Source organism: Pseudomonas sp. D(2018) (genome assembly GCF_005502555.1).
Taxonomy (GTDB): domain Bacteria; phylum Pseudomonadota; class Gammaproteobacteria; order Pseudomonadales; family Pseudomonadaceae; genus Metapseudomonas; species Metapseudomonas resinovorans.
The window spans coordinates 1-14,730 of record NZ_SCOK01000056.1 but is presented as its reverse complement, the minus strand read 5'-3'; the positions used below and the strand labels follow the sequence as shown (position 1 = coordinate 14,730).

At 63.5% G+C, this 14,730-nt stretch carries 11 protein-coding genes; 6 read left to right on the top strand and 5 right to left on the bottom strand.

Annotation, left to right across the window (positions count from 1 at the left end; genetic code table 11):
• Positions 1-60: 60 nt before the first annotated feature.
• On the bottom strand, positions 61-1,029 hold the full coding sequence (locus FFS60_RS24390; protein WP_028630412.1) for a GlxA family transcriptional regulator: 969 nt from the start codon (positions 1,027-1,029) through the stop codon (positions 61-63).
• Positions 1,030-1,254: 225 nt separating this feature from the next.
• Here FFS60_RS24390 and choX point away from each other — a divergent pair, with 225 nt between their 5' ends.
• From choX to FFS60_RS24370, 4 genes are all read left to right on the top strand, one after another.
• A complete protein-coding gene (gene choX, locus FFS60_RS24385; protein ID WP_137823419.1) occupies positions 1,255-2,193 on the top strand; it encodes a choline ABC transporter substrate-binding protein in 939 nt (312 codons plus the stop codon).
• Between the two features lie 71 nt (positions 2,194-2,264).
• Positions 2,265-3,149, top strand: coding sequence for a 3-keto-5-aminohexanoate cleavage protein (locus FFS60_RS24380; protein WP_137823418.1), 885 nt, complete (start codon positions 2,265-2,267; stop codon positions 3,147-3,149).
• 155 nt (positions 3,150-3,304) lie between these two features.
• Entirely contained in the window at positions 3,305-4,270 is a 966-nt protein-coding gene (locus FFS60_RS24375) for an L-carnitine dehydrogenase (RefSeq protein WP_028630415.1), read from the top strand.
• Between the two features lie 74 nt (positions 4,271-4,344).
• Positions 4,345-4,824, top strand: a complete 480-nt coding sequence (locus FFS60_RS24370; protein WP_137823417.1) for a thioesterase family protein — start codon at positions 4,345-4,347, stop codon at positions 4,822-4,824.
• Between the two features lie 28 nt (positions 4,825-4,852).
• Here FFS60_RS24370 and FFS60_RS24365 read toward each other — a convergent pair whose 3' ends face one another.
• Positions 4,853-5,485 (bottom strand): response regulator transcription factor, encoded by a 633-nt coding sequence (locus FFS60_RS24365; protein ID WP_028630417.1) that lies wholly within the window; start codon positions 5,483-5,485, stop codon positions 4,853-4,855.
• Positions 5,486-5,935: 450 nt separating this feature from the next.
• Between FFS60_RS24365 and FFS60_RS24360 the strand changes: the two genes are divergently transcribed.
• Entirely contained in the window at positions 5,936-9,604 is a 3,669-nt protein-coding gene (locus FFS60_RS24360) for an ATP-binding protein (RefSeq protein ID WP_256658142.1), read from the top strand.
• Here FFS60_RS24360 and FFS60_RS24355 read toward each other — a convergent pair.
• Positions 9,598-10,794 carry an EAL domain-containing protein gene (locus tag FFS60_RS24355; protein WP_137823415.1) on the bottom strand — a complete coding sequence of 399 codons (1,197 nt, stop codon included), beginning with the start codon at positions 10,792-10,794 and terminating at the stop codon, positions 9,598-9,600. The two genes, FFS60_RS24360 and FFS60_RS24355, sit on opposite strands and share 7 nt — an antisense overlap.
• 166 nt (positions 10,795-10,960) lie before the next feature.
• Between FFS60_RS24355 and FFS60_RS24350 the strand changes: the two genes are divergently transcribed.
• The gene (locus tag FFS60_RS24350; protein ID WP_137823414.1) at positions 10,961-11,596 is read left to right on the top strand and encodes a response regulator transcription factor; all 636 of its coding nucleotides are present in this window, start codon (positions 10,961-10,963) and stop codon (positions 11,594-11,596) included.
• Positions 11,597-11,606: 10 nt separating this feature from the next.
• Here the strand turns inward: FFS60_RS24350 and FFS60_RS24345 are convergent, their stop codons facing one another.
• Entirely contained in the window at positions 11,607-14,057 is a 2,451-nt protein-coding gene (locus tag FFS60_RS24345; RefSeq protein WP_256658141.1) for a fimbria/pilus outer membrane usher protein, read from the bottom strand.
• A 231-nt stretch (positions 14,058-14,288) separates the two neighbouring features.
• Positions 14,289-14,730 (bottom strand): molecular chaperone (locus FFS60_RS24340; protein WP_171016569.1); only part of this gene is annotated, 442 nt, incomplete at its 5' end.

The window sequence follows — 14,730 nt, the reverse complement described above, 5'->3', positions numbered from 1 at the left end:
CTGTAGGGGCGAATTCATTCGCCCCTACAACAAACCAGTGCCCCGCAGGTTCCTTGTCGCTCAGCCCAGCTGGCGAGCAGGCTCCTGGTCCGGGTGCTCATGCCGGTCCTGGCTCGGGCGAGTGGCGAACCGCGTGCGGTAGGCGCGGGAGAAATACGAAGAGGATTCGAAGCCGCAGGCCAGTGCCACTTCCAGCACACTCATGTCGGTCTGGCGCAGCAGTTGGCGGGCCTTGTCCAGACGCAGGCCGAGGTAGAAGTTCGACGGCGTTTCCTTCAGGTGCAGACGGAAGAGCCGCTCCAGCTGGCGTGGAGTCACGCTCACCAATTCGGCCAGTTCGCGTGAGCTCAGCGGCGTTTCGCTGTGCCGCTCCATCTCCCCGATCACCTGCACCAGTTTCTTGTTATGCACGTTGAAGCGGCTGGCGATCTGCATGCGCTGGTGGTCCTGCTGGGTGCGGATGCGACCCAGTACGAACTGCTCGGAGACCTGCAGCGCCAGGGCTTCACCGTGGCTGCGGGCAATCAGTGTGAGCATCAGATCGAGACTGGCGGTGCCGCCGGCGCTGGTGATGCGCCGGCCATCGATTTCGAAGAGTTCCTGGGTGACGCAGAGCGCCGGGTAGCGCTCGTGGAAGGCTTCAATGGCTTCCCAGTGCAGGGTCAGACGCTGGCTGGTGAAGAGTTCGGCCTCGGCCAGCACGAAACTGCCCGTGTCGATGCCACCCAGTCGCAGCCCCTCGCGTTCGGCCCGGTTGAGCCAGTGAGCCAGGCGTGGGCCGAAGCTGGCCAGGGGATCGAAACCGGCCACTACGAACAGGCAGTCGGCCTCGGGCGGTGCATCCAGCCCCCCATCCACGTTCAGCGACATTCCGTTGCTGCTCGGTACCGGGCCGCCATCCAGGCTCAGCAGGCGCCAGCGGTACAGCTCGCCGCGAAATCGGTTGGCGACCCGCAAGGGTTCGACTGCCGACATCAGGCCCATCATGGAAAAGCCTGGCAACAGGAGGAAGCTGAAGGTCTGGGGCATGGGCGCTTTCCGCGAAGGCGATAACGCACTAAAAGGCACTGTGCCCATGCGCGCAAGAAAGGTGGTCGCTCCTGTTCAACAGGTAGTCGTTTTAGTTCGAATCGGGCGCTTCGGCGCTGCGTAATTTGTGTCCATCGGGTTGAAGTGGCGCCCGAAAACGGAAGGAGTCGCCCCCGGCTCCTGCACAACAAATACATGAACCGTTTGGCCGCAAGGGGAGCATCAATGAAACGTCTCACCGCATTCGCTGGTTGCTGTTTGTTCGCCCTTTCCAGTTCCGCCGCATTCGCCGCCGAAGACGCCAGTTGCCAGAAGATCCGCGTGGGTGTGGTCGGCTGGACCGATGTCGTCGCCACCACCGCCGTCGCCAACGAGTTGCTCGGCAGCCTGGGCTATCAGACCACCCAGACCCAGGCATCACAGCAGATCATCTTCGCCGGCATCCAGAAGAAGCAGGTCGATGTCTTCCTCGGCTACTGGAAGCCGATCATGGATGACAACATCAAGCCGTTCCTCGAATCCAAGTCGGTCAAGGTCGCCGCAGAGCCTTCCCTGAGCGATGCCATCGCCGTACTGGCCGTGCCCACTTACACCGCCGAGCAGGGGCTGCGTACCTTCGCTGATATCGCCAAGTTCAAGGACCAGCTGGACGGCAAGATCTACGGCATCGAATCCGGCTCCGGCGCTAATACCGCGATCCAGAAGATGATCGATACCAACCAGTTCGGCCTGGGTGGCTTCAAACTGGTGGAGTCGAGCGAGGCCGCCATGCTGACCGCAGTCAAGCGCGCGGTGAAGAACAACAAACCGGTGGTGTTCTTTGGCTGGAAGCCGCACCCGATGAACATCCAGATGCCCATCACCTACCTGACCGGCAGCGAGGGTGTGTTCGGCCCCAACGATGGCGCCGCCACCGTCTCCACTGTCAGCGCGCCGGACTTCGCCCAGCGCTGCCCCAACGCCGACCGCCTGCTGACCAACCTGCGCTTCACCAGCGCGCAGGAAGCGGAGCTGATGCAGCCGATCATGGATCGCAAGGACCCGGCCAAGGTCGCCCGCGAGTGGCTGAAAGCCAATCCTGAAGTGGTCAAGGGCTGGCTCGCCGGTGTGACCACCTTCGACGGCAAGAGTGGCATAGACAGCGCTCTCGCCACCCTCAAGTAACTCAACGCAACGCCACGTGCGCGGTTCGCCGCGCGCGGTTTCCGATCGCCTCGCAGAAGGATGAAACAACCGTGAACTACGAAGTCATCGTCACCTGTGCAGTTACCGGCGCCGGCGATACCGTCGGCAAGCACCCGGCCATTCCCGTCACCCCGAAGGAAATCGCCGCTGCCGCCATCGAGGCGGCCAAGGCCGGCGCCACGGTTGCCCACTGCCATGTGCGCGACCCGAAGACCGGCAAGCCCAGCCGCGATGTGGCGCTGTACCGCGAGCTGGTTGAACGCATCCGTGAGAGCGACACCGACATCATCATCAACCTCACCGCCGGCATGGGCGGTGACCTCGAGATTGGCAAGGGCGAGCAGCCCCTGGAGTTCGGCACGGGTACCGACCTGGTCGGCCCGCTGGAGCGCCTGGCCCATGTGGAGGAATTGCTGCCGGAAATCTGCACCCTGGATTGCGGCACCCTGAACTTCGGCGACGGCGACTTCATCTACGTCTCCACCCCGGCACAACTGCGTGCCGGCGCCAAACGCATCACCGAGCTCGGGGTCAAGGCCGAGCTGGAAATCTTCGACACCGGCCACCTCTGGTTCGCCAAGCAGATGCTCAAGGAAGGCCTGCTGGACGACCCGTTGTTCCAGATCTGCCTGGGCATCCCGTGGGGCGCACCGGCTGATACCACCACCATGAAGGCCATGGCCGACAACCTCCCTGTGGGCTGCACCTGGGCCGGTTTCGGCATCGGCCGCATGCAGATGCCCATGGTCGCCCAGGCGATGCTGCTGGGCGGCAACGTACGCGTGGGCCTGGAAGACAACATCTGGCTGGACCGCGGCGTGCACGCCAGCAACGGGCAGTTGGTAGAACGTGCCATCGAGATCATCCAGCGCCTCGGCGGACGTGCCCTGACCCCGGCCGAGGGACGCGAGAAGATGAACCTCAAGCGCCGCTAGCTTTTCTCCCCTCTCCCTCTGGGAGAGGGGCCGGGGGTGAGGGTGGCCAGATTCGCGCCTTGCCCTCTCCCACAGGTTTCTTAGCCCGGATGACCGCCGGGAAGTACCAGACGACCACCCCGGATTGCATCCGGGCTACATGATCAGGAGCCTCCATGTCCTTCGTCACCCAGATCAAGACCTTCGCCGCGCTCGGCAGCGGCGTCATCGGCAGCGGCTGGATCGCCCGCGCCCTGGCCCACGGCCTCGATGTCATCGCCTGGGACCCGGCCCCCGGCGCCGAAGCCGCCCTGCGTGCCCGCATCGCCAACGCCTGGCCGGCGCTGCAGAAACAGGGGTTGGCCCCTGGCGCCTCCCAGGCGCGCCTGCGCTTCGTCGAGACCATCGAAGAATGCGTGCGCGACGCCGACTTCATCCAGGAGAGCGCCCCGGAGCGCCTCGATCTGAAACTCGACCTGCATGCGAAGATCAGCGCGGCGGCGCGGCCTGACGTGATCATCGGTTCCAGCACCTCGGGCCTCTTGCCCAGTGAGTTCTACGCCGACGCCCGCCACCCGGAGCGCTGCGTTGTCGGTCACCCCTTCAACCCGGTCTACTTGCTGCCGCTGGTGGAAGTGGTGGGTGGCGAGAAAACCGCGCCGGAAGCCGTTCAGGCCGCCATCGAGATCTACACCGCGCTGGGCATGCGTCCGTTGCATGTGCGCAAGGAAGTACCGGGCTTCATCGCCGACCGCCTGCTCGAAGCCCTCTGGCGCGAAGCGCTGCACCTGGTCAACGACGGCGTGGCCAGCACCGGCGAGATCGACGACGCCATTCGCTTCGGCGCCGGCCTGCGCTGGTCCTTCATGGGGACCTTCCTGACCTACACTCTGGCGGGCGGCAACGCCGGCATGCGCCACTTCATGGCGCAGTTCGGCCCGGCGCTGCAGCTGCCCTGGACCTACCTGCCGGCCCCGGAACTCACCGAAACCCTGATCGACCGAGTGGTGGAGGGCACTGCCGAACAACAGGGCTCGCGCAGCATCGCCGAGCTGGAGCGCTACCGCGATGACGCCCTCCTGGCGGTACTCGGTGCCATCAGGGAGACCAAGGCCAGCCACGGCTTCGCCTTTGCCGACTGACCTTCAATCTTCCCGCCACTCCGTAGCGGCGCCTTCTCTCTTCGGGGAGAGGGCGCCTCGTTGGGAGCTTCTGCATGAGCCACGCCCTGACTACCTATCGCACTGCCATCCTGCCCGAGTGGGTGGACTACAACGGCCACCTGCGCGATGCCTTCTACCTGCTGATTTTCAGCTACGCCACCGATGCGCTGATGGACGAGATCGGCCTCGACGAACAAGGTCGTGCCGCCACCGGCCATACGCTGTTCACCCTGGAATGCCACCTCAATTACCTGGCGGAAGTAAAGTTGGGGGCTGGGGTGGAAGTGCGCACGCAACTGCTCGGCCATGACGCCAAGCGGCTGCACATTCACCATGGGCTGTACCTGTCCGGTGGAGAGGAGCTGTTGGCAGCCAGCGAGCAAATGCTGATGAACGTGGATGCCGGGGCCTCACGCTCGGCGGCCTTGGCTGCGCCTGTGGCTGCTCGGGTCGAAGCCATTGCGGCGGCTCATTGCGAGCTGCCGCGGCCTCGTCATGTGGGCTGTGTGATAGGTCTGCCGCCGCCTCGTTGAGGCGGCGTCGACCGTGGGGGAGGGATGCTCAGGGGGTGGGCATTACGTAGCGGCGGGCGAAATCGATCAGGTCGACCTGGTTGCGGGTCTTCAGTTTGTCCATCAAGCGGGATTTGTAGGTGCTGACCGTCTTGTGGCTGATGAACAACTGCTTGGCGATTTCCTGGTTGTTCTTGCCGTTGGCCAGGTTCTGCAGCACCGCCAGTTCGCGGTCGGAGAGGCATTCCAATAATTGGCTGTCATTGGCCTCGCCGGGCTGTGACGTGCCGGGCAGGTGCACCGTGCTGGGGAACAGGCTGTAGCCGGAAAGCACCGAACGCACCGCGGAAATCAGGCTGACCGCCTGTTCCTGTTTGGACAGATAGCCCGTGGCGCCGGCCTGGAGGCAGCGGTTGGCATAGAGCGACGCTGGCAGGGACGTGAGTACCAGCAGTTTGAGATTGGAGTCCATGGCGCTGAGCCGTCCGAGGACTTCCAGGCCGTCGAGTTTTGGAATGGCGATATCCAGGACGACCAGATCGGGCCGCAGTGATCGGGCCATGCTCAGGCCTTCGACACCACTTTCCGTTTCGCCGACTACATCGTAGTCCTCGCGCTCCAGTAGTACGCGAGTTGCAAAGCGGAGCATCGGCTGGTTGTCGATCAGCAATACCTTGTTCATTCGTTGGTTCTCCTTATCAGGTTTCCCAATGAGTACGGAGGGCGCGCGGCCTTCTGAAGGGTGCCGTTGGGAGCTGGGTTCATCGATATTGGCTGGCCAGGCCTGCCCTATGGGGCAGATGGTCCAACTTTTCGGAAGCGTAGGAAGTCAAGTTGGCTTGCTCTGAAAACTTCTTCAGAATTGAGCAAGTTGTTCTTCGGACTACGCCGAGTACTGCGTACTAACTTTCACCAAGTTTGAAACGTGCCGCTCCGTCATAGGGGGCGACTCGAAGCAATCAGTGAATCTGCAGGCTGAGAAGTATATTGGTGGTTTTTCTTTTGATCGGTCGTTTAGGAACTTTCCTACAGGCTATGTAGGCGGTTTTCTTGCGGTGGGCTCAGACGCTACACAGGGGCCCTCTTTCAACTAATGTTCTGTTCTTTCAATTCCGCGAAGCAGGCAGGCCAGGTGCCCATTCTTTCTATCTCCCGATCAATTGTGCGGCTCGGCTGGATCGCATTCTGCCTGGCCCTGGTTGGCACCGGCGCCCACGCCGGGCAGGAGGTCCATCGTTTATCCCTGTCCAGCCAACTGGTGGTCGACCAGCAGGACCTGGCCATCACGGAAGAGGACTGGCACTGGCTCAGGCAAAAGCGCGATCTGGTGCTGGGAGTGGCTGGCGATGGCACGGCTCCGCTGGAGATCATCCAGCGAGATGGCCGCTACGAAGGCATTGCCGCCGATACCGCCGCCCTCGTCGGGCAGTGGCTGGGGATGCGGATCACGCTGCGGCAGTATTCCGACCGCCCGGCCTTGCTGCGTGCCCTGGCTGACGGCGATATCGATCTGTTCGTGGGTGATGGGCAGGACGGCGAGGGACACGCGGTTTCCCGCAGCCTGCCTTTCTCCACCGACCGACTGGCCTTGTTTCGACGCTACGACGACGCGCGCACATTCCCCGCTGACCTCGACGGGCTGCGCATCGCGTTGGTGCCCGGCCACGACCAGTCGCTGGGCCAGCGCTTTCCCGGTGCGCAACAGGTTGTCGCCAAGTCCGTGGAAGACGGCATGGCGGCCGTGGCATTCGGACAAGCTGATTTGCTCCTTGGCGATGTCGTGCCGGTGTATTTCCAGCTCAACCGCAGCTTCTACGGCCTGGTGAAGTTCGACCGTTTCGTCGAGCACCCCGATGTCGGCGTCGCCTTCGTCCTGCGTGAGCGCGATCAGCGCCTGTTGCGTGGCATCGATGCCGCCCTGCGCGCGGTTGGCCGTGCACGTCTGGATGAGGTTTCGCGGCGTTGGGTGGGGAGCGGCCTGACACCAGTCAGCGAGCGGTTGCCGTTGTCCACGGAGGAGCAGCGCTGGATCGAACGCCATCCGTTGGTGCGCCTGGTGGTCGACGACGATCTGGCGCCCCTGGCGTTCTTCGACGACGACGGGCAATTCCGCGGCATCGCGGCTGATCTACTGGAAACGGCGTCCCTGCGAACTGGCCTGCGATTCGAGGCTGTCAGCCGGGCTGGTGGCTTCGCCAAGCAGATCGACAGTCTGTTGAATGGGGACGCGGACCTTGCGATTCTCGCGGCCAGCAAGGATCGGGAGACGCATCTGCGCTTCTCCCGGCCCATCTCCAGCGTCCCTTTCGTGCTGGTGGCGCGCGCGGGCCCGGGCAGCTCTGCGCCGGTGCCCGGTAATGGCAGCGGCCTGCGGCTCGCGCTGGGAAAGGGCAATGTCGCCCGGGCAGAAATGAAAGCGGCCTACCCCGGCATGCAACCGGTGGATGCTGACTCCTACCTGGATGCGATGAACCTTGTCTCGGCCGGGCGGGCCGATAACGCTCTGGTTCCTGTGACCACGGCGCGCTACTACATCACGCGGCTTTTCCCCGGGCGTCTGGCGATCGCGGGCCTGGCCGGCATCGAGCCGGTAACCGCCAATTTCGCCGTGCGCCGTGCCGATACCGAGTTGCACAGCATCCTCGACAAGACCCTGGCCAGCCTCGCACCGGATGAGCTGAATGCCATTTCCAACCGCTGGCGTGGCAACCCGGGGATGAGTCCGCAGACCTGGAGGGACTACGGCACGCTGATCCAGCGCATCGTCATTGGTGCGGTGCTGGTGCTGCTGCTGGTACTGGGCTGGGTTCTCTATCTGCGTCGTGAAGTACACCTTCGCAAGACCGCGGAACGGCAGCTGAATGACGAACTGCGCTTCATCGAGACGCTGACAGACAGCATGCCGCCACCGCTTTATGTGCGGGACAGCGAAGGGCGCCTGCTGTCCTGCAATCGCAGCTACCTGTCCAGCGTTGGGCTTGAGTTGGCGCAGGTGCGTGGGCTGACGGTGGAAGCGCTGCCCGTCGAGTGTTTCGAATCTGCACCGGAGTTCTCGCAGCTCTATCGCCAGGCCATGGCGGAAGGCCGGATGCTCCAGGGCGTGCGCTCGGTGTCTCTGAATGGACGGACACGCTGGATCGATCACTGGGTGCAGCCCTTCCAGGACTCCACTGGCGTCGTGAAAGGTGTTATCTGCGGCTGGCTCGATATCACCGAGCACCGGCAGCTGGTACAGGAGCTGGAAGCGGCGAAGAACCTGGCCGATGAGGCCAGCCGCGCCAAGACCACTTTCCTGGCAACCATGAGTCACGAAATCCGCACGCCGATGAACGCGGTGATCGGCATCCTCGAGCTCGCCCTCAAGCGCGCGGGGGAGCAGCCCATCGACCGCTCGAGCATCGAGGTCGCCTATGGTTCTGCACGCAGCCTGCTGGTGCTCATCGGCGACATCCTCGATATCGCTCGTATCGAATCCGGTCGCCTCAGCCTCGCGCCACAGCGGGCCAATCTGCGTGAACTGGTGGAGTCCGTTGCGCGCGTGTTCGATGGCTTGGCACGACAGAAGCGATTGAACCTGGTGCTCGATATCGACTCCAGCATCCAGGGCGATGTGCTGGTGGACAGCATGCGTTTCAAGCAGATCCTGTCGAACCTGGTCAGCAATGCGATCAAGTTCACCCGCGAGGGTAGTGTCCGCTTGCAGATTCATGGTGAAGACACGGAGCCCGGCCTGTTGCGTGTGAGCCTCAGTGTCGAAGACACCGGCATCGGCATCTCCGAGGAGGACCTGAGCCGGTTGTTCCGCCCGTTCGCCCAGGTGGAGCGTGGCTATCGCCAGACGGAAGGCGCGGGGCTGGGGCTGGTTATCTGCCGTTCGCTCTGCGAAATGATGGGCGGGCGCCTGACGCTCACCAGTTCCCCCGGCAAGGGCACGCGGGTTGATGTGGAGCTGCGTTTGCATCGCCTTGACCCGGTCGCCGAACCCGTCGCCACCGTGGCTGCGCGCGTGCAGGCACAGCGCCGGCTTTGCGTGCTGGTGGTGGATGATCACCCGGTGAACCGGCAGATTCTCGCCCAGCAGTTGGGCTTCCTCGGACATGACGTCGTGGAGGCTGAGAACGGCGATGAAGCCCTGGCATTGTGGCGGACCCGGCATTTCGACGTGGTGGCCACCGATTGCCACATGCCGCGCATGAGTGGTGCAGAGCTCGCGCGTGCCATTCGCAACGATGAGCGCGAGCGACCTGGTGCCCCGACGCTGATTCTAGGGCTGACTGCCGACGCCCAGCCCGAGGAAGTCGCGCGGGCCATTCAGGCGGGCATGGACGACTGTGTGATCAAGCCCATCGGCCTCGATGTGCTGGAGGAGAAGCTGCGTGCTGCGTCGGGCGGTGCACCGGCGATCGAGGACCGATCGCCTGCTGTGCAAGCGGATGGCGCGAGCGAAAGCGCGCTGTTCGACTTGGCCCCGCTGGCGCCCCTGACCGGTGGTGATCCGGCGCTGATCCGCAACCTGGTCAACGAGCTGCTGGAGACCAATCGTCGTGACCTGAAACCGCTGCACGACCTGGCCAATCAGGGTGATGTGCCGAATTTGCTGGAGCTTGCGCACCGGCTCAAAGGTGCCGCCCAGGTGGTCAAGGCTGCGCCGCTGATCGCGGCCTGCGTAAATCTGGAACAGACCTGCAGAGCGTCGAAGCTGGAGCCGGCGGCGTTGCAGGAAACCGCTGAGGCGCTGGGACAGGCGATGCTGGAGTTGGAGCGGGCGCTGGCGGCGCGGATAGCGGCAGACGATCAGTGAGACCCCGCTGTGAATGTGCTCGACAGCAGGGTGCAGAAATCGTCGCGGTTCTGTGGACGGGCGAAGAGGTAGCCCTGGGCCACCCGGCAACCCAGCGACACCAGTCGTTCGCGCTGCTCGGCGGTTTCCACTCCTTCCACGACCAGCGTCATGTCCATGGCATCGGCCAGCGCAACGGCGCTGCTGATGATGGCGCCGCTGCGGGGCTGATTGATCAGTTTGCGGACAAAGGCGGCATCCAGCTTGATCTGGCTGAAGGGCAGCTCGCAGAGCCGGTCGAGCGAGGAATAGCCGGCGCCGAAGTCGTCCATGGCCAGGCCGCAGCCCAGCAGGCGCAACCTCACCAGGCTTTCCAGGCTGGCCGCCGGGGCTTCCAGCAGGCCGGTTTCGGTGAGCTCGAAGGTCAGCCCCTCGCCAGGCAAGCCGGCGCCTGCCAGGGCCCTTCCGACGCGGTCGGCGAGGTCCTGGTCGCTCAATTGCTGGGGCTGGAGGTTGAAGGCGAGGTTTACGCGTTGTCCGTGGCGGGCAAGATCCTGCTGCAGCGTGAGGCCCTGCGCGAGGAGCTGCCAGAACAACCGGTCGATCAGTCCATGGACCTCCATGGCCGGCAGGAACTGGGAAGGAGGGAGCACGCCGCGCTGTGGATGACGCCAGCGGGCCAGGACTTCAGCACCCTGCATCGCCTCGCTCTCAAGGTGGAATTTGGGCTGGAACCAGGCTTCGAACTCGCCCTGCTCAAGGCCTCGGAAAATCTCGTCCAGGCTTGGTGGATCGATGAACTCCGGATTGCGCGCGGTTTCGAGTGGTGGCGGTGTATGCCGCGCAATCAGGTTAGCGGCGCGGCCCATATCGAAGGGTTTGCCCAGGTCCCCCAGGAAATTCAATCCCAGGCAGCGGATCATGGAGATCGTCGCCTGGCGCAACTCAGGCTCCACCTCGCTGCTGAGAATGACCGAGCGGACAGTGCCCGCCTGGCTGGCATGGCGCAGGAAGGCCAGTCCGTCCATGCCTGCCATGCGCAGATCGCAGATCACGATGTCGACGCCATCGCAGGCATTCAGTCGGGCCAGGGCCGCGGCGCCGTCAGCCGCCTCATGGATCTGTTCGAGCCCCAGTTGCCGCAAGCCAGTCACTGCGATCAGGCGCTGGAATGGTTCGTCTTCCAGAACCAGAATGCTGAAGTTTTTCATGGTGGGCTCGACAGGGATTGGGAGAGCAGCCAAGTTACTGAGGACGAAGTACCCTCAGCTAGGCGTCTCTTCCTGTGGGAGTGTAGGAAATTTCATCGGTATCCGATTCGGAGCCGTAATCAAGGGCGGCGCCAATGGCGCCTGCCCCACTGGATTCGAGGTTGCAATGAGAAGTGCGCTGATCGTCGATGATCATCCTGTCATCCGCATGGCCGTCCGCATGTTGCTGGAACGCAACGGGATGGACGTCGTTGGCGAGGCGGACAATGGTGTCGACGCCATGCAACTGATCCGCCAGCACGAGCCGGATATCGTCATCCTGGACATCGGGATTCCGCGTCTCGATGGGCTCAATGTCATCTCGCGAATTCGCGCATTGGGCCTCGACAGTCATGTGCTGGTGCTTACGTCCCAGCCGGCGGAGAGTTTTTCCCAGCGCTGCTTCCTGGCGGGTGCCAAGGGGTTTGTCAGCAAGGAAGAGGATCTGCAGAACCTGCTGACCGCCATCAACGCTATAAGTGCCGGCTTCACCGTCTTCCCCTCCAGCACGTTGAATGGCGGCCAGTTGCCTAGCCTCAGCGAGGGCGAACTGGTCGAGCGTCTGTCCAACCAGGAGTTGATGGTGCTCCAGTACCTGGCAACGGGACTTTCCAACAAGGAAATCGGTGAACGGATGCTGCTCAGCAACAAGACCGTCAGCACCTACAAGACCCGTATCCAGCAGAAGCTGAACCTGGGCTCCTTGTTGGAGTTGATCGAGTTTGCCCGGCGCAATGACCTCACTGCGCGTCGGGAGAGCTAGGTACCACGGCTCAGCGCTGGCATGTGAGGCGATAGCGCTGGTAGTTGCTGGCCTGGTCTTGCGGTGGGAGCGCGTAGGCTGCGGAACACTGGTTGCCGCTCCACTTGATGGTCAGCGTGGCCTGCTCCTCTTCGACCAGAGCCAGAGCCCGTCCGCTCGGGTCTGAGATGGCGAGCTGCTTGCCACTGGCATCCTCCAGCGAGGCGCCGAACGGAATAGGCTTGCCCAGGCTGTCGAACAGCTGGAACTGGACGCGACGACCCTTTTTCCCTTCGTACCGGGCCCGGACTATAGCGCCGCGGCGTGGTACCACCTGCTGCGTGGCGTTGTCGATTTCGATTTCGCCGCCAAGGTTGCGAGTGTCCAGGGTGATCCAGTTGACCCGGTAGGGTTGGGCGTTGGGCATTACCGCATAGCCGTTGTAGCCGGTTTTCACACCGCTGTAGTTGCTGACGCCAACGCCCGGGATATCGGGGACTTCCACCAGGGCGAACGTCTCGCCCACCGGTTGGCCGAGGTTGATCCCGCCGGCATGGGCGACAACGGAGCCGGCCAGGGTAAGGCTCTCTGCCGTATAGCCGCTTCCTTTGCTGTAACCCAGGGTTATGTCCGCCATCGACGTGCGGCTGTTCAGGCTGGCCGAGGCTGAGCTGCCACTGCCGCTGTTCTTGCTGCCCTGCACCGAGTAGGACGTATCGTTGTCATCGGACAGGTAGCCGTTAACCCCGACCTGGGTGCTGTCGCTGTGCTTCTGGCTGGTGGTCGAGACATAGGCACGTGGCGCGCGTGGCCTCGACCCCAGCGGGAAGGAGACGGACAGGTTGAACTGGGTGTCGTCGTTCGACTGGCCAGAGGCGCCGATGTTGCGGGTCTGGCTCACGCTGAAGCTGTAGCTGACGTCGCGCCAGCCATTCGAGTAGCCGGCGGAGTAGCTGCGCGAGCCCCCGCGATTCCAGTAGCGCTCGTCGCTGGCGTTGATGTAGAGGTTGCCGTATTGGCGCTGCCCCAGGGTCTGGTTGACGGTCAGGTCGGTGCGGATTTTCGAGCGGCCACTGGTAGCCGGCATGCCGCTGCTGAGTTCCTGGACGTGGTCGGAGAGTGTCCGGTAGCCCTCGGTGGAATAGCGGTAGGCCGCCAGGGTGAAGCTGGTATCGGTACCGGTGAAGGTTTTGGCGTACAGCGCCCGCAAGCTGTTACCACGCGCGGAAAGTCCCCGCACCTTGCTGGCTGAGTGGGTCAGGTCGACTGACACAGCGCCAAGAGAAGTGTTGCGGCCGGCGCCGACCGAAACGGCGTTGAAATCCTGGGTAGCCTGGGCGCCGACAATGCCGGTCAGGTTGCTGCTCACGCCATAGGCCGCAGTACCACTGACAAACCCGGGCGTCTGCTGGTCATCACTGTTGCTGTTGAACTCACCGGCCGAAACGCTGTACTTCAATTGGCCTTCGCGGACCATGGTCGGCAGGCTGGAGAAGGCCTGCCGGCTCACTCGGCGGCGGCCATCCGCTTCGATAATGGTGACTTCCAGGTCGCCGTTGGAGCCGGTGGGGTAGATGTCGCTGATCTCGAACGGACCCGGTGAAACGGTCGTGGAGTAGAGGATGTAATCGTTCTGGCGGATTTCCACCGTCGCGTTGGTTTCCGCGACGCCGCGAATGACCGGCGCGTATCCGCGTTCGCTGTCCGCCCGCATGGCTTCGTCCGAAGCCAGCTTGACACCGCGATAGCGCACGCTGTCGAACAGGTCGGCATCGGAGTAGATCTCGCCCAGGGTGAACTGCCCCTTGAGGCGGGTGACGTCGTGCTGCAGATAGGTGCGGTTGCTCTTGAAGGTGCTCGGTCGGCCGGTGCCGGTCCGATAGTTGGATTCGTTGCGCAGGCGCCAGGAACCGAGGTTGATACCACTACGCAGTCCCAGGTTGTTGGCAGTCTGCCGGCCGTAGTCATCCCGGTTCCGGTTGGCATTGAACTGGTAGTTGACGAAGGCCGCGTTGACGCCGTTGTCCCAGAGCGCCGGATCAACGTAGCCACGACGGCCCCGGAGCATGGCGACCTGGGGGATGCTGGCGTTCAGGCGCAGGCGGGTCGAGTCGAAGCGCAGCACGGCCTGGTCGATCAGCGTCGCCAGGTCAAGGCAGGTATCGGCCACCTCGGGGCTGAGCTTGCCTTGCTCTATCAGCTTGGCCATGTCGATGCCAAACAGCTGCAGCAAGTCGAAGTTCAGGCAGGGCTCGACGACACTGGTTTGCGGGTTGCGCAGGAAGTCGATGTCCCGGCGGCCGACCAGTACGCCATTGGTGTAAAGGTCAACCCGATAGTTGCCGGGCAGGACGCTGTTCGCCTGCAGAAGGTTCTGCAAATCGACTGCGGAAGGTGCGCCTTTCAGAAAGGTGGTATTGAACGACTCGATCTGCGGTTCTTCCACCAGCAGCGGCTCCGGATGCTCGGCGCCGAATACCATCGAGGGAAGAGCCAGGGCAATGGCTAGCGCGAGTCTGCTGGGGCGTATCATCGACGGGGGCTGCCGGTCGGCAGCGGCCAACCGCGCGCACTGCCCCAAGGTTTGACTGGGCCAATTGCTCATTTCTCAATGCCTGCGAATAGCCTGGTTCACCCCCGCTGAATGAGCGGCGCCGTGCAGGAGCCTGTGACGCCCGCCAGAGGTGAACCAGAGGATTGGGGGGAGGGGCCGTTACGAAGCCCGGTCGGAGCGCTTTGCCGAGGTGCCCGCGGAGCTGCCGGCCGAGAGCCGTGCGGAGTAAGGCACCTGTGCGCCGTAGTCATTGATGCTGGAGAACGACAGCTCGACGGAGCCCGAGGAGATCGGACGCGGGATGCTGAACGTCTTCTCGTCGCCAGGGGCGACCATCACGGATTCGACGGCCACGTCGCTTCCCAGCTTCACGTCGCTCATGGACACGTGATAGTTGCCAGGGTTGCGCACTTTGAGCTCGGTCTTGCCGGCCCGGGACACCAACTGCCACTGCAGTTGCTCGGGGGCCTGGCTGGCTTCACCGTTCAGGCCTGCTGGGCGGAAGAACACCTTGATCCGCTGGCGTACCGCCAGTTGCAGCGTGTTCTCGGCAGCCGTGGCCTGGGGAATTTCCTGGACGTTCAGCCACACCACCGACTCC